The sequence below is a fragment of the Bradyrhizobium sp. F1.4.3 genome (assembly GCF_040548375.1).
Lineage (GTDB): Bacteria > Pseudomonadota > Alphaproteobacteria > Rhizobiales > Xanthobacteraceae > Bradyrhizobium.
Genome location: NZ_JBEPRN010000004.1, coordinates 78,283 through 98,457, shown reverse-complemented (window position 1 = coordinate 98,457; position 20,175 = coordinate 78,283). Strand labels below are relative to the sequence as shown.

Annotated in this window: 14 protein-coding genes; 10 read left to right on the top strand and 4 right to left on the bottom strand. The window is 63.1% G+C overall.

From position 1 onward, the window contains the following. Position 1: 1 nt before the first annotated feature. A complete protein-coding gene (locus ABIB73_RS14720; protein ID WP_354225066.1) occupies positions 2-1,816 on the top strand; it encodes a hypothetical protein in 1,815 nt (604 codons plus the stop codon). 66 nt (positions 1,817-1,882) lie between these two features. Here the strand turns inward: ABIB73_RS14720 and ABIB73_RS14715 are convergent, their stop codons facing one another. The 4 genes from ABIB73_RS14715 to ABIB73_RS14700 all read right to left on the bottom strand — a co-directional run bounded on the left by ABIB73_RS14715 (position 1,883) and on the right by ABIB73_RS14700 (position 8,335). Then, positions 1,883-4,702, bottom strand: coding sequence for a hypothetical protein (locus tag ABIB73_RS14715; RefSeq protein ID WP_354225065.1), 2,820 nt, complete (start codon positions 4,700-4,702; stop codon positions 1,883-1,885). Positions 4,703-5,042: 340 nt separating this feature from the next. After that, a complete protein-coding gene (gene rocD / locus ABIB73_RS14710; RefSeq protein WP_354225064.1) occupies positions 5,043-6,257 on the bottom strand; it encodes an ornithine--oxo-acid transaminase in 1,215 nt (404 codons plus the stop codon). Between the two features lie 157 nt (positions 6,258-6,414). Further along, positions 6,415-7,092: an ion channel gene (locus ABIB73_RS14705; protein WP_354225063.1), complete on the bottom strand. Its 678-nt coding sequence runs from the start codon at positions 7,090-7,092 to the stop codon at positions 6,415-6,417. A gap of 10 nt (positions 7,093-7,102) precedes the next feature. Then, positions 7,103-8,335 carry a cytochrome P450 gene (locus tag ABIB73_RS14700; RefSeq protein WP_354225062.1) on the bottom strand — a complete coding sequence of 411 codons (1,233 nt, stop codon included), beginning with the start codon at positions 8,333-8,335 and terminating at the stop codon, positions 7,103-7,105. A gap of 107 nt (positions 8,336-8,442) precedes the next feature. On the opposite strand from ABIB73_RS14700, the gene ABIB73_RS14695 reads away from it, so the two are divergent. The 9 genes from ABIB73_RS14695 (at position 8,443) to ABIB73_RS14655 (ending at position 20,172) form a co-directional block, all read left to right on the top strand. Further along, positions 8,443-8,985 carry a phosphonopyruvate decarboxylase gene (locus tag ABIB73_RS14695; RefSeq protein WP_354225061.1) on the top strand — a complete coding sequence of 181 codons (543 nt, stop codon included), beginning with the start codon at positions 8,443-8,445 and terminating at the stop codon, positions 8,983-8,985. Next, positions 8,982-9,572 (top strand): thiamine pyrophosphate-dependent enzyme, encoded by a 591-nt coding sequence (locus ABIB73_RS14690; protein ID WP_354225060.1) that lies wholly within the window; start codon positions 8,982-8,984, stop codon positions 9,570-9,572. Before ABIB73_RS14695 ends, ABIB73_RS14690 begins: the two co-directional genes overlap by 4 nt. Before the next feature lie 146 nt (positions 9,573-9,718). Continuing rightward, positions 9,719-10,420, top strand: a complete 702-nt coding sequence (locus ABIB73_RS14685; protein ID WP_354225361.1) for a TetR/AcrR family transcriptional regulator — start codon at positions 9,719-9,721, stop codon at positions 10,418-10,420. Between the two features lies 1 nt (position 10,421). Beyond that, positions 10,422-11,615: an efflux RND transporter periplasmic adaptor subunit gene (locus ABIB73_RS14680; protein ID WP_354225059.1), complete on the top strand. Its 1,194-nt coding sequence runs from the start codon at positions 10,422-10,424 to the stop codon at positions 11,613-11,615. A gap of 68 nt (positions 11,616-11,683) precedes the next feature. Continuing rightward, positions 11,684-14,779: a MexW/MexI family multidrug efflux RND transporter permease subunit gene (locus tag ABIB73_RS14675; RefSeq protein WP_354225058.1), complete on the top strand. Its 3,096-nt coding sequence runs from the start codon at positions 11,684-11,686 to the stop codon at positions 14,777-14,779. Positions 14,780-14,903: 124 nt separating this feature from the next. Then, entirely contained in the window at positions 14,904-15,887 is a 984-nt protein-coding gene (locus ABIB73_RS14670; RefSeq protein ID WP_354225057.1) for an ABC transporter substrate-binding protein, read from the top strand. Between the two features lie 54 nt (positions 15,888-15,941). Then, positions 15,942-18,539, top strand: a complete 2,598-nt coding sequence (locus ABIB73_RS14665; protein ID WP_354225056.1) for a sensor histidine kinase — start codon at positions 15,942-15,944, stop codon at positions 18,537-18,539. Further along, positions 18,536-18,925 carry a response regulator gene (locus tag ABIB73_RS14660; protein ID WP_354225055.1) on the top strand — a complete coding sequence of 130 codons (390 nt, stop codon included), beginning with the start codon at positions 18,536-18,538 and terminating at the stop codon, positions 18,923-18,925. The genes ABIB73_RS14665 and ABIB73_RS14660 overlap by 4 nt, the downstream gene beginning before the upstream one ends. Next, a complete protein-coding gene (locus ABIB73_RS14655) occupies positions 18,922-20,172 on the top strand; it encodes an adenylate/guanylate cyclase domain-containing protein (RefSeq protein ID WP_354225054.1) in 1,251 nt (416 codons plus the stop codon). Before ABIB73_RS14660 ends, ABIB73_RS14655 begins: the two co-directional genes overlap by 4 nt. Positions 20,173-20,175 lie beyond the last annotated feature (3 nt).

Genomic DNA, 20,175 nt, shown 5'->3' with positions numbered 1-20,175 from the left:
CATGGGAGCTGGAGCAGGTGCTGGAGCGGGCGCAGGTGCCGGAGCGGGCGCAGGTGCCGGAGCGGGCGCAGGTGCCGGAGCGGGCGCAGGTGCCGGAGCGGGCGCAGGTGCTGGAGCGGGCGCAGGAGCGGGAGCCGATGCGGGGCCGGGCACGGGGCGCAGTTTTTACGCAACCCCCTCGGACCTGGGCTTTCGATCCTGGGCACTCGACTTTACTCCTGATGATGCTGGGAATCCGCCGTATCCGTGGCTGGAAACCGTAGATCCCTATCAGGTCGATGCAACCGGGCAGGACGCGTTCCTCGAATGGACGACCGATGATTGGGACCCGGCATTGCGGTTCTGGACGCTTCCATACGACCGTCATCTCACTCAATGGCTGAAGGCCGTCGATCCCTCTCGACCGTCAATCATGGCGGCGCGGGAATTCGGCGGCCAGCCCCATCAATGGCAATTCGGTCGGGCTGGCCTGCTGGCGATGAACTGGCTGGAGAACCTCGATCTGGCGTGGCAGCCCGACCCCCTTTTAAATCCTGAAAATCCTAACGCGGGCGCCGGCGCCTCGCCTGCCGCATGGACCGCGGCGAAAGCCGACGCCTTCAAATCGATCCTCGGCGAAATCGAACAACTGCAGATGTTGATGCAGGACGATCGCGATCGCTATATGGCCGAAATCATCGAGCAGGCAGATGGCAGTGCCGGCTACATTACCGCCTTCATCGATACGAGTGAATCACGGCGCCCGTGGACAATGGAGCTCATCAACTGCGGCTACGCCATCGGTAACGTCGCATATTTTTATTACAAGCAGCAGTTCAGTCGCGTTCGCCCATCGACGTTATGCCCAGGCCTGGCGCCTCCGTTCGGTCCTCCCGCCCATCCGTCGTTTACCAGCGGGCATTCCTTCATCGGTCATTTCATCGCGCTTCTGCTCCTGGAAATACCGGCACTTCGCCAGCGCTATGGCATGTTCGCCGCTCCATACAATGGAAAGCCGGGAAAGGCAGTCGACCCCAATCCGGCCGTGACGATTTCGCTCGCCAACCCCGCCGTCGCCACCTTGAGTGCGTTGACCGCGCACGGGCTGAGCGCCGGAGATCCGGTCCAGTTTCAGCAGGTGCCTCCTGCGCTGAGGGTGACGATTTCGCAAGCCAACCCCGCAGTTGTTACCTTAAGCGTGTTGAATGCGCACGGGCTGAGCGCCGGAGATCCGGTCCAGTTTCAGCAGATCCCTGGTCCCGGTGCGCCTGTGCTGCCGGCGCCGATCGGATCACCACCTGCCACCTATTACGTGCTACCCGCCAACTTGAAGGCCAACAGCTTTGAAGTTGCCGCCACCCCCGGCGGCGCCCCGATTGACACGACCCCTGCGGGTGGGGGTGCGCCGGCACTTGTGCCGGCCGTACTTCTGCGAAACCCGCCGCCGGCGCCGATCATCGTGGGCACAACCTATTTCGTACTGGCCGCCGGCTTGACCGCCAACAGCTTTGGAGTTGGCGATGCCAACGGCGCCCCGATTGACACGACCCCCGCGGGTGGGGGTGCGCCGCCGCCTGTGCCGGCCTTACTTCTGGCAAACCCGTTGATGGGGCGGGGCGAACTAACATCGCCGCTGCTTTGGCTTGCCGAACGTATCGCCAAGAACCGCGAACGTCTCGGCGTTCACTACGCTTCCGACTCAACTGGAAGTCGTCACATTGCAGCCGGTATCTGGCGAGCGTTGCTGCACGACAGCACGCCGAGCCGCATCTATTGTCCAACGCTCCGCTCGGTGCTCGCCCACGCAACCGCCGAGTGGCCGACCAAGTGGCCCTGACCGGGCCCTGTCCCTTTGCCCGGCCGACCTGAACAACGAAGCGTACGCCATAGCATCGGGCTGCCGCTAGGGGGCGCCAACGACGATGAGACCGAGATTGTTGTCATTGGGTACGAGGTCAATGAGTGCCGTGGGCAGTCGGCTGCACGGGAACGACGTCGTTGGATCAGTGTTGGCAGCATCGTCCCCGCAGGTTGCGATAGCCAGCACCAGATAGCGGGTGCCGGATGACGGTGGGTTGAACGTGAAATCAAATTCAACAGGCGGCACACCTGGGTCAATGGTTTGGCCGGGGCCTGGTGACGGGGTGCACTGTGTCCACGGCGTTGACCCTGATGAAGTATCATTCCATTTCGGCGGAGGACTGCCACTGGGCCATGCGTGCCACCAAACGGTGACTTCAACATTCGTTGCCTGTTGACCGCCGCGGTTTCCGACCTTCACGGAAATATTGCCGCCCGACACGACGATCGCGCTTTGGTCGGCCTGCCACAACGGCGGAGCATCTGAACCGGACTGGTCGGGATCCCAATCGAGCGAGACCGGATTGTAGCTGCCCGGCCCATACGCGATAGCGCCGTAGGGCGAGACTTCCGAAAGTGGCCGCCGGTCCAGGATGTAGACGTCGACCAGCGGTGGAAGGCCTGGCGCGTTGGTGACCGTTCCGGCAGCGGCATACAGGCCCTGGACTTCGAACGCCCAGCGAATGACCTTGTGCACACAGCCGCCAATTCTGTGGAACGAGAACGTTTTGGTGCTGTATGGTGGCGGGGGAAAGGTCACATCCCACGAGATGTCCCAAGGAATGGTGCCGATGTCGGCGTCGATCAGCGCCGAGACGAGCTGATCCGGCTCGTTGGCCAACACGGTGGTCGATGTTGGCAGAATCTGAATCCCTCTCATGATGAGGTAGACGGAATAGTGCGAAGCCGACTCGCGGGCGAATTGGTCAGGCTGGTTTTGCGTTCCCACCGCCTTCGTGTCGCCGCCGATAGCGCGGTACAGCCGGAACAGCGATGACGAAAGAATCTGCTCGGTCCAGTAACCCTTGCGTCGGGGCTGCGTTGAATCGGGCACCTGGGACATCGCATAGTGCAACGAGCCGCCCCAGCTCCATCCATGCGACACGCATCGGTCGTGGCGACGCGGCGTAAACACCCACGGGAATGTCGCGCCGCGCCAATTGGCATCTCCGGCCAGTTGCGATTGCGGGTCCGAGACGATCGCCGCGAGCGCGTCGCCGGCGCTGTGGGCGAAACGGAATTCCAGCTCACCGACCGAGCACATTAGAAGCACGTGCCCGATCTCGTGCCAGATCCAGCGCGCGTCGGCCGCAATGCCAAGCGGCTCAGCCCGCGAGCGTGTTTGTCCGTCCCATGGCTTGCGCGCCCGGGTCGAAAGGTCGGCAAGCGCCAAATGCAGTTGCAGGATCGGACGATCGCTGAGCTTGGTCGGTCCGACGTAGTCGACCAGCCAGCCCTCCGGAAGAACACGCGCATTGACGGTCTGGCCGTCCTTGCCCGGTCCTGGCCGCACCCCGGAGCGATAAAAGACCTTGAGCGGCAGGCTGGCGATCCGAAAGTACGAAACCGCATCAATTCTATACGCCTCGAGCCGCTGGAAGAATTGCCTGACATTGTTGTAGGCGCTGATTGCGGCGAAGTCGTTCGATCGAACGAGAGGCGCGGACGTGTCGGGCAGATCGACCGTCTTCGGATCTCCTGGGTTGGGGTAAGGGGGCGGGGGATAGGGATGGGGAGGGGGAGGACCGTCGGCAAGGACAAATCCGGGGCAAACCACCACCCTTACATCTTCGATGAATCCGGCTGGTTCTGGATAGGGCGGTTCCGGGTAAATCAACGGATCCGCCTCATGCGCGGTGATTTCCTCATCGTCGCGATAGTGATCGAGTGCTTCTTCGGTGCGTGTCGGGCGCCGTTTGTGAAGGCCGGTTGGCGACTCCTGCGATGCAGGATCAAGCGGAAACACCCACGCGTGTCCAGGCGTCAGCGCATCGGCGACGAGCTCAACCTTGCTGACAAGAGCCCCAGCCTCTGTCGGCGTCCCCGAGAACACGAACGAATACGGCGTAACCCTGGTTCGGCCGCCCTCCGTCTCGGGCTTGCTCGTGGCTTGCCACTGCACACGCGGTTTTTCGTCCGCGGTGGCGAGCCGGACGCCTCGAATGGAGATGGATTGATTTTTCAAACCAAGCTGTTCGGACATCTGCGTCTCGATCGTGTCCGTTTCGAAGATCGGCGCAAACTTGTCTGCCGTCACCAAATCGAATACTCGGACGGTGCTGTAAGGGCCGAATGGAAGTGACGCGGTCATCCCAGTGATGCGTATTTCGTATTCTCCGTTTGTCGGCCGCACATGCGCAACCACGCGGATGCCGAACCCGGAGCCCAGGAAATGGCCGGGCGGTTTGAGCTTGTCGGGAATCCACTCGGAAGCCACCAGAATCACGGTCTGATCGACAAGAGCGCCCGTGCGCGACTTACGCTCAACTCGGAACGATACGAACGGGTTGCCGGCATCGTCGCCGTCCGGATGCACAGGAGGCCAGCCAAGGGGCAGCCACCGGATGAAGCCCGAACCGCGCTTGATGAAGTCCCTCGGGTCGGTTGTGAACACTGGCGGCAGATCGATTGGCGGATCGATATCGCGGTTTTTCGCCACGGCTTCGAGGTATTCATTTCCCACGCGCTGCATATTGGAATCGTCAATTGCGGGGACGGTAACCAGAAACGGAGCCGTTGGATGACGCAGCAAAATAGAGGTCGGTGTGTTGGCCGCGTCGCCCCAGCGCTCGCTCCAGAGCGCATATTTGCTGGGACGCCACTCCGCTGAATCGCGCGGTCCGCGAGCAACTTCATCTGCCATCTGCCACCCCTCCTGCTTGAGGCGTCCGCCAACCTGTGACGGAGCTCAATGGTGTGCGCACTTGCGCCTGGCGTCGTTGTCGATGAATTCTACTCCATGCCGGCATCTCGCGATAGCCGTTCCAGCTGGTATGGCCTCATCATGGAGGCGGCGTGTTTGCAACCTGCGAGCTGAACGGCCGGCCGAGTGGGGCGCGATTGCGCGCTCGACCGCCGGCAAGCCTGCACCAAACAAGCTCGATTTATGAGTACGCGCCTAGTGATCAACCTTCAGCGCACAGGTGACGGATTGGTTCGCCGTTGGCCGCGGCCCGCACTGCGATCTTCCGACGCAGGCCCCCTCAAGAGAAATCCTGCGTCAGGGTTGTGGCGAACTGCTCGAGCGCCCAGTCGACCTGGTCGCTGGTGATCACCAGCGGCGGGGCGATGCGGATCGTGTGCTCATGGGTGTCCTTGGCGAGGATGCCCTTGCCCTGGAGCGCCTCGCAGTAGCGGCGTGCGCGGCCGGCCTCGGGATGCAGCTCGACCGCCAGCATCAGGCCGCGCCCGCGCACCTCGCGGATGGTGTTGGCACGGATGTCCTTCAAGCCTTGCAGAAAGCGCGCGCCCTGCGTGCCAGCGTTCTCGATCATGCCTTCCTCGACCAGCACGCGCATCGCCGCGCGCGCCACCGCGCAGGCAAGCGGGTTGCCGCCGAAGGTCGAGCCATGCTGCCCGGGTCTCAATGTCCCGAGCACGTCGTTGTTCGAGAGCACGGCCGACACCGGATAGAAGCCGCCGGACAGGGCCTTGCCGAGCAGCGTCACGTCAGCCTCGATGCCCTCGTGCTGTTCGGCGAGCAGCTTGCCGGTGCGGCCGAGCCCGGTCTGGATCTCGTCGAGCACCAGCATGACATTGTTGGCCGTGCAGAGCTCCCGCACCTTGGTGAAATAGCCGGCTGGAGGAATGATGACGCCGGCTTCGCCCTGGATCGGCTCGACCAGAAAGGCGACCGTGTTCGGCGTGATCGCCTCTTCCAGCGCCGCGGCGTCGCCGAACGGGATGATCTTGAAGCCCGGCGCGAACGGACCAAAGTGCTTGAGGGTCTCAGGGTCGGTTGAAAAGCCGACGACGCCCAGCGTGCGTCCGTGGAAATTGTCGGCGCAGACGATGATCTCGGCCTGGCCGTCCGGCACGCCTTTCACCTCATAGCCCCATTTGCGCACCGACTTGATGGCGCTTTCGACCGCCTCGGCGCCGCTGTTCATCGGCAGCACCTTGTGGGAGCCGGTCAGCGCCGCGATCTCTTCGTAGAACGGGGCGAGCTGGTCGTTGTGGAAGGCGCGCGAGGTGAGCGTCAGCCTGTGTGCCTGTTCCACCATCGCCGCCAGGATCTTGGGATGGCAATGGCCCTGGCTGACCGCGGAATAGGCGGAGAGGCAATCGAGATAACGGTTGCCTTCGGTATCCCAGACCCAGACACCTTCGCCGCGCGACAGGACGACCCCGATCGGCTCGTAATTGTGGGTGCCAAGTCGCGCTTCCGTTGCGAGGAAATCAATGACCGACGAGCTCATGTTTCGTCACTCCCATGGGGCAGCTTCGGACATGCGCGATGCTGCCGATTTGCCCCGGCGTGTCAAATGGTTCTGCGCATCCACCGGGCATTTTCGACCAACCCGTCCCCTACTGTGCATGGGGTTGTTTTCGACATTTTTGTTTGGGCCGGGCTTTTCAGGAGTCCTGATCGCGGTGCGCGATCTCGAGCGTGACCAGTCGTGCCAGCAGCGTCGCCGGATAGAGTTGGCCGAACACCGCCTCGATGTTGCACAGGCTGCGTACGATCGGATGCACGGGAGCGACGTCGCCATAGCCGGTCGTGGTCAGCGTCGCGAAGCTGAAATAGATCACCTGGCTCGCCAGCGCCGGACTGTCCTCCACCTTCATGCCGGCGAACGCATTCGGCACCAGCGATCCCATGAAGGTGTAGAGCGCCGAGAAGATCACCGCGATCGTCATATACAGCAGCACCGCACCGATCACGCGATGATAGGTGACGCGGCCCGGCGCAAAGGTCGCGCGCGCCACCGCCCATGCCATTGTGGTGCCGACGATGAACCAGGAGCCTGCGAACAGATTGAGATCGAGGATGGACGGCGACCTTATCCGCAGGATCGCACCGACCGTGATCATGCCGAGCGCGATCAGCATGGCCATGACCGCGATCGGGCTCCCCGAGATCACGAAGATGCCGACGACGAGCAGCAGCGCCAGCACGAGCTCGGAGGCCTGAAAGGCGAAAATTCCCAGCGCCTGGAGCGGCGAGACCACGAACATCATGATCATGAGCAAGGCGGTCAATCCGGTCAGGAGAGGATCGGCCCAGCGCTCGCGGATCTCATCGATGTTCATGATGTCCTCATCAGCCGATGGAGCAGGGCACGCTCAGGAAGCCGCGGAAGCGTACTCGTCCGCCGCGCACGGGCCCGCCGCTCACGGCATAGTTCGGGAAGCGCGCCAGGAAGCGTGAGATCGCGATGGCACCTTCCAGCCGCGCCAGCGCCATGCCGGCACATTGATGGGCGCCGGTGGCGAAGGCGAGATGCCGGTTCGGCGTGCGCGCGATGTCGAAACGTTCAGGATCGGGAAACTGCGCGGGATCGCGGTTCGCAGCCCCGATGCACAGCGTGATCGACGTGCCGGCGTCGAGCATGACGCCGCCGAGCTCGACCTTTTCCGTGGTCATGCGGTTGCCGAGCTGGTTCGAGCTCTCATAGCGCAGCATTTCTTCCACCGCGGTCTTGATCAGGTCGGGGTTGTCGATCAGCCGCTGCTTCTGGTCCGGATGACGGTCGAGTGCGACGAGGCCGTTACCGATCAGATTGGTGGTGGTCTCGTGGCCGGCATTGAGCAGGAAGATGCAGTTGTGCAGCAGCTCCTTCTCGGTGAGCCGTTCGCCATTGTCCTCGCCGTTACCTTCTCCTTGGATCAGGCGCGTCAGCACGTCGCGCTCGGGATTGCCCGGCCTTTGGCGCCGGCGCGCGACCAGCGTCGTGAGATAGGCGAGGAAGTCCTTCACGGCCTGATTGCCGCGCGCGGCAGCTTCGGTCGACACCACGGGCTCGAGCGCGCCCAGGATCGCCAGCGACCAGTCGCGCAGTGGCGCGCGTTCATCATGGGGAACGTCGATCAGATTGCCGATGACTTCGATGGGAATGGAGGCGGCGAAATCCTCGATCAGCTCGCAATCGCCCTTGGCGGCGATGGCGTCGAGCAGGCTGTCGACGAGCTTGATGAGGTCGCCCTCCATGCCGGCGATTGCGCGCGGTGACAGCGCGCCCATGATCAGCCGCCGCACGCGGGTATGCGCCGGCGGATCGTTGAAGACGAGACTAGTAGTGTGGTGCTCGTAGAGCGGGGTGTCGCCATATTTCGGCGCGAACTCGCGCTTCTTGTCCGAGCTGAACGACTTCGTGTTCTTGTAGGTGGTGACGAGGTCGTCATAGCGGGTCAGGAACACGGTGCCGTTCGGCAGGCGCTTGACCGGCGCGTTCTCCCGCAGTGCACGGTAAGTCGGGTAGGGATTGTCGTAGAATTCCGGCGTGAGCTTCTCCAGATCGAAATTGGCCGCCAGTTCTTTCGCATCTGCGTTCATGCCGCCATACTCGCCGGTTGAGACCGATATGTCGTTTTCGCTCTATCGAGCGGTGCCGATCACCGTCTACAGTCGTGCCGTGATTTGCTAGCCGACCGGACAGGAAAATGCACGCCCGCGCTGACGCTGCCGACGCGGCCCCGAATTGGCCCGACGAAATTTTCGCGACATTGCAACGCTTCGATGTCCGGCAGGTGCCTTACGTGCCCGACGCCGGCCATGCCGGGCTGATCCAGCGCGTGCTGGGCTCGTCCACGATGCGTGGTATTCCCTTGACCACGGAAGAGGAGGGCGTGGCGCTTCTCGCTGGCGCCTGGACCGGCGGACAGCGCGGCGTCTTGCTGATGCAATCGAGCGGTGTCGGCAATTGCATCAACATGCTGTCGCTGATCCCGATCCTGCGCTTTCCGTTCCTGACGCTCGTGACCATGCGCGGCGAGTGGGGGGAGTTCAATCCGTGGCAGGTGCCGATGGGCTCGACCACGCAGGGCGTGTTCGAGCTCTCCGGCATCAAGGTGCTGCGGGCTTCGAACGCAGCCGAGGTGCCGGCTGTGCTCGAAGCGGCCGCTGCTCAGGCCTATAAGGCGCTGACGCCCACCGCCGTCCTGTTATCGCAGCGCCTGATCGGCGCCAAGGTTTTCACCAAATGAGCAAGGCCAATCTCCTCGACCGCCGCCGGGTGGTCTCGACGCTGCTTGCTGATCGGAAGGACGTGGTTGCGATCGGCGGCCTCGGCGCATCCACCAATGACATCACCGCTGCCGGCGACCACGCGCGCAACTTCTATCTGTGGGGCGGCATGGGGGGCGCCGCAATGATTGGCCTCGGGCTCGCCCTGGCGCAGCCAAAGTTGCCGGTGCTGGTCATCACCGGCGATGGCGAAATGCTGATGGGGATGGGCAGTCTTGCCACCATCGGCCTGCAGAAGCCGTCCAACCTCTCGATCGTCGTGCTCGACAACGAGGCCTATGGCGAGACCGGCGGCCAGACCAGTCACACCTCCGCGGCGGCCGACCTCGTTGGCGTGGCCAAAGCCTGCGGCATCCCCGACAGCCAGGCGATCTCGACCATGGCCGAGGTGGAAGCGTTCGCCAAAGCCGTCCACGACGTCTCGGCGGGACCGCGATTTGCCAATGTGAAGATCGACAGCGCCAGCGTTGAACGGATCTTGCCAAGTCGGGACGGCACTTACATCGTCAACCGCATTCGCGGCGATCTCGGCTTCCAGCCGATCTGACCCCAGTTCCGGCTCAAATCCCGCCCGAGGGTTGTGTCCGCCCCGGGGGCAAGACGTATGGCAAAATTCCACTGAATCCGCACCCATTTAGGTTGCGTTGCACCATTTTGCTTGACTTTTGCGTGGGTGAGTGCTTACTCACTACCATGAGCTCATTGCGAATGACGAGCGACCTGAGGCGTCAATTGATCCTCGGAGCCGCGAAACGCTGCTTCGCCCGCCACGGCTATACCGGCACCACGACCAAGAGCGTGGCGGCCGCAGCTGCCATTTCCGAGGCGCTGCTGTTCAAGCATTTCCCCTCCAAGGCGGCGCTGTACGCTGAAATTCTCAGCGATGAATGCGAAGCTGATCCGGCGCTGATGGACCTTCTGGAGCGGGAGCCCTCGACGGCCACCCTGGTCGAGCTGATCCGCGGCATGGTCCAGCACTTCCTCCGCATCGCCGACGGCCCCGACCAGGAGGAGGCGCAGCGCCTGCGACTGATGGCCACGAGCCATTTGGATGATGGCGAATTCGCCCGGCTGCTATATGCCAAGATCGAGAAGCTGATCGGGGCGGTCTTCGTCGCCTCGCTCGAACGTGCGGTCGCCGCCGGCGACGCGCGGCCGGGCGGCAGCGAGCCGCTCAACCTGTTCTGGTTCGCGCATCATACGGTGATGACGGCTGCGCTGACCAGGTTGCCGGCGGTGCCCTGTCTCGTGTACGGCAAGGCGAACGACCTGGAGCGGCAGCTCTGTGAGTTTCTCCTGAGAGGCATCGGACTTAACGACGCCGCAATTGCTTCGCATCTGGGCCGCGATTTGGCGCCGGGTGCCGGCAAGACGGCGATTGCAGAGAGTGCATGACATGAACATCGTCACCGAACACAAGATTTCGGGCGAACCGATCGACAACAAGGCTCCCAAGCGTCCCGTTCGGCCGGTGCTCTGGTTTATCATCGTCGGCACGCTGCTGGGCGTGCTCGTCGGCGGGCTGGTCTGGTTCAATTATTTCCGCGGCCAGATGATCAAGCAGTTCTTCGCCAACAACAAGCCGCCGCCGGTTTCCGTGAGCGCGGCCGAGGCAAAGTCGGAGGTGGTGCCGAACCTGCTGACCGCGGTCGGCGGACTTGCCGCCGTGCATCAGGTCGACGTCACCGCCGACGTCAATGGCCGCGTCACCGAGATCAAGTTCGAGCCCGGCGCGCATGTCGAGGCCGGCATGCCGCTGGTGCAGCTGTTCGACGCGCCGGAGCAGGGTGACCTCGCGAGCTTCAAGGCGCAGGCCACCGTCGGGCAGCTTTCGCTCGACCGCGCCAAGCAGTTGGCGTCACGTCAGTTCGGTCCGCAGTCGACCGTCGATTCCGCGCAGGCCGCCTACGACCAGGCGCTGGCGGGCATCGCCAAGACCGAGGCGCTGATCTCGCAGAAGCTGGTCCGCGCACCGTTCTCCGGCGATCTCGGCGTCCGCAAGGTCGAGGTCGGCCAGTATCTCACCGCCGGCACGGCCATCGTCTCGCTGACCGATCTGTCTGAGCTGTGGGCGAATTTCACGGTGACGGAAAAGGACTCGGGCAACCTCAAGGTTGGTCAGCCGGTCCGGTTGAAGGTCGATGCCTATCCAGGTCGGACCTTCGACGCCAAGATCACCACGATCGAGCCTCAGATCGCGTCTGACACCCGCAACATCCGCGTGCAGGCGACCGTCTCCAATCCGGAGAAGATCCTGAAGCCGGGCATGTTCGTGACCACCACGGTGGTGTTGCCGGACAAGCCGGCCGTCACCACCGTGCCGGAGACGGCAGTCGACTACACCTTGTACGGCGACTCGGTATTCGTGATCACCGAGAAGAACGGAGAGGACGGCAAGACCAGCCTGAGCGCGGTGCGAACCTTTGTGCAGACCGGTAGCCGGGTCGGCGGTCGCGTCGAGATCATCAAGGGCGTGAAGGCGGGCGACAAGGTCGTCGCCGTCGGCCAGCTCAAGCTGCAATCGGGCGCCGCAGTGTCGATTTCGCCCGATCCGGCCCCGCAGATCCCGGCGAATCCGCCGCGCTACTGACAATACATTCGCGTGATCCGGCTTGGCCGGATCACGCCTCTTGAGACATAGAAATCGAGATCGCCGCGATGGCCTTTACCGATATTTTCATCAAACGCCCGGTTCTGTCGGTCGTCGTCAGCCTGCTGATCCTGCTGATCGGTCTGCGCGCGGCGATGGTGCTGCCGATCCGGCAATATCCGAAGCTTTCGAACACGGTCATCAACATCACGACCGTCTATCCCGGCGCGTCCGCGGAACTGATCCAGGGCTTCATCACCACGCCGATCGAGCAGGCGGTCGCTTCCGCCGAGGGTGTCGACTACATCAGCTCGTCCTCCGTGCTCGGCACGTCGACGATCCAGGTCTACATCAAGCTGAATTTCGATCCGAACCAGGCGCTCACCGAGGTGCTGGCCAAGACGAACTCGGTCAAATATTTGATCCCGAAGGAATCCAACGATCCGGTCGTCACCAAGACCACCGGCCAGACCACGGCCGTGATGTATCTCGGCTTCTCCTCGGAGGAGCTGTCGGGCTCGGCGATCTCCGACTATCTGACGCGCGTGGTGCAGCCGGTGCTCTCGACCGTCGATGGCGTGGCTTCGGCCGACATCCTGGGCGGCCAGACCTTTGCGATGCGGCTGTGGCTTGATCCCGTGAAGATGGCCGGCCGCAACATCTCGCCGGCCGACGTCGCGTCGGCGATTGCCGCGAACAACTTCCAGTCCGCGGCGGGCCAGACCAAGGGCTATTTGATCGTCTCGAATATCTCGACGAATACCGACCTCGGTAACGTCGAGCAGTTCAAGAAGATGATCATCAAGGCCAAGGACGGCGGCTTCGTGCGGATGGAGGACATCGCGACGGTCGAGCTTGCAGCCCAAAGCACGGATGCGAGCGTGGCCTTCAACGGCGAGCACGCGATCTTCATCGGCGTGAACGCGACGCCGCAAGGCAACCCGCTGACGCTGGTGAAGGGCGTGCGCGCGTTGTTCCCCGAACTCGAGCGCAATTTGCCGCCTTCGATGAAGATGAAGGTCGCCTACGATTCGACCAAATTCATTCAGTCGTCGATCGACGAGGTCGAGAAGACGCTGGGCGAGGCCGTGATCATCGTGATCGTGGTGATCTTCCTGTTCCTGGCCTCGCTCCGCTCGGTGATCATTCCCGTTGTCACCATCCCGCTGTCGATGATCGGCGTCTGCACCTTGATGCTGGCGCTGGGCTTCAGCTTCAACCTGCTGACGCTGCTCGCGATGGTGCTCGCAATTGGCCTTGTCGTCGACGACGCGATCGTCGTGGTGGAGAATATCCATCGCCATCTGGAGGAGGGGAAGACGCCGGTGCAGGCGGCGCTGCAAGGCGCGCGCGAAATCGTCGGTCCCGTGGTCTCGATGACCATCACGCTCGCGGCCGTGTACGCGCCGATCGGCTTCCTCGGCGGCCTCACCGGTTCGCTGTTCCGCGAATTCGCCTTCACGCTCGCCGGCTCGGTGATCGTATCAGGCATCATCGCGCTGACGCTGTCGCCGATGATGTGTTCGGTGCTCCTCAAGAACACCGAAGAAGGCCGCTTCGCCAAGCTGGTCAATCGTGTGTTCGGCGCCGTGACCCGCTGGTATGGCCGCAGGCTCGACCGCTCGCTCGACTACAAGGCCATCACCGGCCTGTTCGCGGTGACGATCCTCGGCCTCGTCGGCTTCCTCTATATGCACACGTCGAAGGAATTGGCACCTGAGGAAGACCAGGGCATTGTGTTCGCGGTCACCAAGGCGCCGAAATACGCCAACATCGACTACGTCGATTTCTACGGCGAGAAGCTCGACAAGGAATTCCAGAAATTCCCCGAGACCGATCTGCGCTTCGTGCTGAACGGGATCAACGGCCCGCAAGGCGGCATCGCCGGCATGCTGCTGAAGTCGTGGGATGAGCGCAAGCGGTCGTCGATCCAGTTGAAGCCACTGGTCCAGGCCGAACTCTCCAAGATCGAAGGCGTGCAGGCTTTTGCGTTCAATCTGCCGCCGCTGCCGGGCGGGCCGGGTGGCCTGCCGGTGCAGATGGTGATCAATTCGACCGCAGGCTTCCAGGCCGTCTATGAGCAGATGGAGAAGCTGAAGGACGCCGCGCGCAAGAGCGGCATGTTCATCGTTTCCGACAGCGATCTTGCCTACAATCAGCCGACGGTGACGGTGAAGATCGACCGCAGCAAGGCCCAGGATCTCGGCGTCAACATGCAGAACCTCGGCAGCGCGCTGGCGGTGCTCTTGGGCGGCAACTACATCAACCGCTTCAATCTCGAGGGCCGCTCCTACCAGGTGATCCCGCAGGTGCCGCGCGGTCAGCGGCTCTCGCCGGAATCGCTCGGCGGCTACTATGTCACGACCAACACCGGCCAGCAGCTTCCGCTGTCGACGGTGGTGTCGATCCAGACCAGGACCGATCCGAATTCGTTGACGCACTACAATCAGCTGAACTCGGCGACGTTCTCGGCCGTGCCGATGCCCGGCGTGACCGTCGGCGCGGCAGTCGACTTCCTCGAAGGCGAGGCCAAGAAGCTGCCGCAAGGCTTCAGCCACGACTATCTCGCGGACTCCCGGCAGTATGTGCAGGAAGGCAACCAGCTTGCAGTCACCTTCGGCTTCGCGCTGATCATCATCTTCCTGGTGCTGGCGGCGCAGTTCGAGAGCTTGCGTGACCCGCTGGTGATCATGATCTCGGTTCCGATGGCGATCGTGGGCGCGCTGATCCCGCTGTTCTTCGGCGTGGCCACCATGAACATCTACACCCAGGTCGGCCTGCTGACGCTGGTCGGGCTGATCACCAAGCACGGCATCCTGATGGTGGAGTTCGCCAACGAGCTCCAGGTCAATGAACGGCTCGACCGTCGCTCGGCCATCGAAATGTCCGCGCGCATCCGCTTGCGTCCGATCCTGATGACGACGGCCGCGATGGTCACCGGCCTGATTCCGCTCCTGACCGCGTCCGGCGCGGGCGCCGCGAGCCGCTTCTCGATCGGCCTCGTGGTCGTGGCCGGCATGTCGATCGGCACGTTGTTCACGCTCTTTGTGCTACCAGCCGTCTATGTGGTGCTGGCGACCGACCATCGTGCGGCGGCCGATTCCGAGCGGAACAAGGAGGTTGCCGACCTCGACGTCGGCTCCAAGGCGCTGCGTCCGACCTGACCAAGTCTCAATTTACGTGCGAAGCGGCAACAGCCATCGCTGTTGCCGCTTTCTTTTTGTCGCGTAATATCTCGTGATATGCTGGCTGTAGCGCCGGGAGTGTGCGCTCGAGGCAGGTCGTCTGATGAAGAGACGGGAATTTCTGGCAGTCCTTGGCGGGGTTGCACTGGCGCGGCCGAACACGGCGTTGGCCGATACACAGGGCCGTATCTATCGCCTCGGAACGCTAACGCCGATCGCGCCGGTTACGGTGGGGAGTCGGGGCGGCAAGATCCTGACCAAGGTGCTTGAAGAGCGTGGTTTCAAGCTTGGCCAGAACCTGACCTTTGAAGCGCGGGGCGCGCTGGGCGATGTCGCGATGCTTCCCGCGCTGATCGCTGAGCTGAAGGCCAAGAACGTCGATGCCGTCGTGATCATTGGCTACCCGACGGCAATGGCCGCAAAGGCGGCCGGCATTCCAACCGTCGCGGCCAGCGGCATCGGTGATCCCGTCGAAACCAAGCTGATCGAGAGCCTGGCGCATCCCGGCGGCAAGATCACCGGGATTTCGGACGTCGCAGCGACACTCAGCGCCAAGCGGCTGTCGCTACTCAAGGAGATGTCGCCGAAACTGACCAAGGTCGCGATGCTCTGGAACAAGGACGACCTCGGCATGACGACGCGCTATCAGGCGTCCGCGAAGGCTGCCCAGGCGCTCGGACTGACCGTGCAGGCGCTAGGTGTCCGCGAACCCGATGATTTCGAGGAAGCCTTTTCGGCGATGAGTGGCGATTTGCCCGACGGCATCCTGATGGTGGCGGACGCGCTCACCATTCTCAACCGCGAGCGCGTATTCGAGTTCGCCGCCGCCCGAAAGCTGCCGGCGATCTACGAATTTGACGAGTTCGCACGGGCCGGCGGTTTGATGTCCTATGGAGCGGACTCGTCGGAATCCTTCGAGCGGGCGGCCGCACTGGTTGCCCGCATTTTCAACGGGGCAAACCCCGGTGATCTGCCGTTCGAGCTGCCGACCCGCTATCCCCTGGTGCTCAATCTCAAGACGGCGAAGGCGACCGGACTTGAAATTCCGCCCACCTTGCTGGCGCTCGCCGACGAAGTCATCGAGTAGCCCTGTGCGCTGCGGTGAGAGACAACGTCTGGCCTTCTTGCTAGATTTGGCGGAATGAGCATCTCCCTTCATCCCGACACCCCGCAAGCCAGGCCGCTGCCGAGCGCAGCCGCGGACGGCGTCGTGTCCGGCGAGGAGGGACGGGGGATCAGGACCCGGCTGTTCACCAAATATGTCGCGCTGTTCGTGGCCGTTGTCGCCATTGCGCTGCTGGCTAACGGCCTGTTCGAGGTCTTCTTCTATTATCGCGAGCACAAGGCCTCGCTGATTCGGGTCCAGCACGAGCAGGCCGAGGCGGCGGCCGCCAAGATCAGCCAGTTCGTCAAGGAGATCGAGAGCCAGCTCGGATGGACCACGCAGCTGCCGTGGTCGCCCGGGTCGATCGAGCAGCGCCGGTTCGATGCGCTGCGGCTGCTGCGCCAGGTGCCAGCGATCACCGAGCTCGCCCAGGTGGATTCGACCGGCAAGGAACGCCTGCGCGTCTCGCGGCTGGCCATGGATGCAATCGACAGCGGCATCGACCTGTCGGGTGATCCGAAATTCACCGAAGCCGTCGCCCACAAGGTCTATTACGGTCCAGTCTACTTCCGCCGCGAGTCGGAGCCCTACATGACGCTGGCGCTGGCCGGCGCGCGCAAGGATGCCGGCGTCAGCATAGCGGAAGTCAATCTCAAGCTGATCTGGGACGTCGTCTCCCAGATCAAGGTCGGCGAGGGCGGACACGCCTATGTGGTCGGCCCGGAAGGACGCCTGATCGCGCATCCCGACATCAGCCTGGTGTTGCGCAACACTGACATGTCGGGGCTCGCGCAGGTGCGCGCGGCGCAGGCCGCCGGCGGCACGATGCCCGATGCACTTTCTGAGGCGCGCAACATCCAGGGGCAGAAGGTTCTGACTGCGTCGGCCCCGATCGAGCCGCTGCACTGGACCATGTTCGTCGAGCTGCCGGTCGAGGAGGCCTATGCCTCGCTCTACGCCTCGCTGCAGCGGCTCGCGATCGTGCTGCTCGCGGCGTCCATCTTCGCGGTGCTCGCCGGGATTTTCCTCGCGCGCCGCATGGTCGGGCCGATCCAGGCGCTGCGCAGCGGCGCGGAGCGGATCGGCGGCGGCGATTTTTCCCAGCGCATCGAGATCAAGACCGGTGACGAGCTTGAAGGGCTCGCCGACCAGTTCAACGACATGGGCGCGCGTTTGCAGGAATCATATGCCGACCTCGAAAGCAAGGTCGAGCAGCGGACGGCCGAATTGAGTGAGTCGTTGCTGCATCAGACTGCGACTTCCGAGGTCCTTCAGGTTATCAGCCGTTCGCCGGGCGATCTGAACCCGGTATTCCAGACCATCATCGAGCGGGCGACCCTCATCTGCGACGCCAAATTCGGCAATTTGTTCCTGTTCGAGAATGGTGGTTTCCGTTGTGTGTCGGTATCGGACCTGCCTCCTGCCTTTGCAGAAACATTTGCACGCGTGCCGGTCATCGTCCCGCCTCCGTCCGATCCGTTGGGCCGGGTCGCATCGACGCGGCGGTTGGTTCACGTCGAGGACGTCACGCGGGAGCCGGATTACCTTGCGGGCTTTCCGCCGATCGTGGAGTTGGCTGATCTTGGCGGCGCCCGGACCATCCTGCTTGTGCCGATGCTCAGGGAAAGCGACTTCATCGGTGTGATCGCAATTTTCCGGCAGGATGTTCGCTTGTTTACCGACAAGCAAATCGGTCTGGTGACCAGTTTCGCCAGTCAGGCAGTCATCGCAATCGAGAATGCGCGGCTGCTCGATGAATTGCGCAAGCGCACGAAGGAGCTTTCGCAATCCCTCGATGAATTGCGCGCGGCGCAGGATCGCCTGGTCCAGACCGAGAAGCTTGCCTCGCTCGGCCAGCTCACGGCCGGCATCGCCCACGAGATCAAGAACCCGCTCAACTTCGTCAACAATTTCTCGTCGGTCTCGACCGAGCTGATCGACGAGCTCAATGAGGTTCTGCAATCGGCGCAGCTCGGCGGCAAGACCAAGGAGGATGTCGACGAACTGACCGGCATGCTGAAGGGCAATCTCGAGAAGGTCGTGCAGCACGGCAAGCGCGCCGATTCCATTGTCAGGAACATGCTGTTGCATTCGCGTGAGGGCTCCGGCGAGCATCGCGCCGCCGACATCAACGCGGTTGTGGAGGAAAGCCTTAGTCTGGCCTATCACGGCGCGCGCGCCGAAAGGCCTGGCTTCAATGTCACGCTCAAGCGCGACCTCGATCCGGCCGCCGGCATGATTGATGTCTATCCGCAAGAGATTGCGCGCGTCTTCCTCAACCTGATCTCGAATGGCTTTTATGCAGCGACCAAACGCAAGGAGAGCGCCGGCGCCGGCTTTGAGCCGATCTTGAGCGCGGCGACCAAAAATCTCGGCAGCAGGGTCGAGATCCGGATCCGCGACAACGGCACGGGTATTCCGCCCGAGGTGAAGGAGAAAATGTTCAATCCCTTCTTCACCACCAAGCCGGCCGGCGAGGGGACCGGGCTTGGCCTGTCCATGAGCCATGACATCGTCGTGAAACAGCACGGCGGCACGATCGACGTGAACACCGAGCCCGGTGTATTCACCGAATTCATCATCACGCTGCCGCGCACGATGGCAGCAGGGGACACCTCCGGAGGCAGGACGTGAACGTTTATATCCTGGTCGTCGATGACGAGCCCGACGTCGAGGCGCTGTTCCGGCAGCAGTTCCGGCGCGATTTGCGCGCCGGCCGCTTCCAGATGGAGTTTGCGCCGTCCGCGCCCGATGCGCTCAGGCGCGCGGCCGAGGTTCACGATCCCTCGCTGATCCTGATTCTGTCAGACATCAACATGCCCGGCATGAGCGGGCTCGACATGCTGCCCAAGGTGCGCGCCGATTATCCGCACGTTCCCGTCATCATGATCACGGCCTATGGCGACGCCGAGACGCGCAGGACGGCGATCGAGCGCGGCGCCACGGGGCTCCTCACCAAGCCGATCGACTTTGCGCAATTGCGCCAGGAGATCGATACCAGGCTCGAGCAGGCGGCATGACCCCGACCATCCTCTTCGTCGACGACGAGCCCGATCTGGAAGCACTGATCCTGCAAAAATTCCGCCGGCAGATCCGCGACGGACTGGTGAACATCATATTCGCGCGCGACGGCCTCGACGCGCTGGAATCGCTCGAGCGGCATCCGCATGTCGACCTCGTGGTCGCCGACATCAACATGCCTCGGATGGACGGGCTGTCGCTGTTGCAGAAGCTCCAGGAGGCCGAGGACAAGAAGTCGACCATCATCGTTTCGGCCTATGGCGACATGAGCAACATCCGTACCGCCATGAATCGCGGGGCGTTCGATTTCCTGACCAAGCCGATCGACTTCGTCGATCTGGAAACCACGATCCAGAAGACAATCCGTCACATCGAGATGCTGCGCGAGGTGCGGCGCCGCCAGATGGAGGCCGAGCGCGCCCACGCCTCATTGTCGCGCTATTTCTCGCCGGAGATCGCCAAGCGCCTGGCGGCAGATGTCGAGGGCAACGGCATGGAGGTGCAGTGGCGCAACGTCGCCACCATCTTTACGGACATCAGCGGCTTCACCTCGCTGGTCGAGAGTGCTGCGCCCGAGACACTCGGCGAACTCCTCAACGAATATGTCGGCGGCATGACGGAGATCGTCTTCGAGCACGAAGGCACCGTTGCCAAGATCATCGGCGACGCGATCCAGGTTCTGTTCAACGCGCCCGGCGACCAGCCGGACTATGCGACGCGTGCGGTGGCCTGCGTCCACGATCTCGACGCCTGGGCGGAGGATTTCTGCGCGCGCTGGAAGGCGAGAGGCGTGAGTTTCGGCACCACCCGCATCGGCGCTCATGCCGGGCCGGCGCTGGTCGGAAATTTCGGCGGCAATCGCTTTTTCGACTACACCGCCTACGGCGACAGCATCAACATCGCGGCGCGGCTGGAGGCCGCCAACAAGCACCTCGGCACACGCATCTGTGTCAGTGCCAGCATCGCGGCAGGAGCTGAGAATTTTCAGGGCCGTCCGGTGGGGGAACTGCTGCTGCGTGGCCGCAGTGAAGCATTGCGCGCGTTCGAGCCGTTGCCGCCGGCGAGATACGAAGAGCCCGCGACGGCGCAATATTCCGAGGCCTTTGCCAAGATGGAGGCCGGCGATGCCACCGCCATGCCGGCCTTTGCCGCGCTGATCGGCATGCATGCCGACGATCCCCTTGCCGGCTTTCATCTGAAGCGCCTGCTCAACGGCGCCAAGGGCATTCGCATGCAACTGGAATAGGAG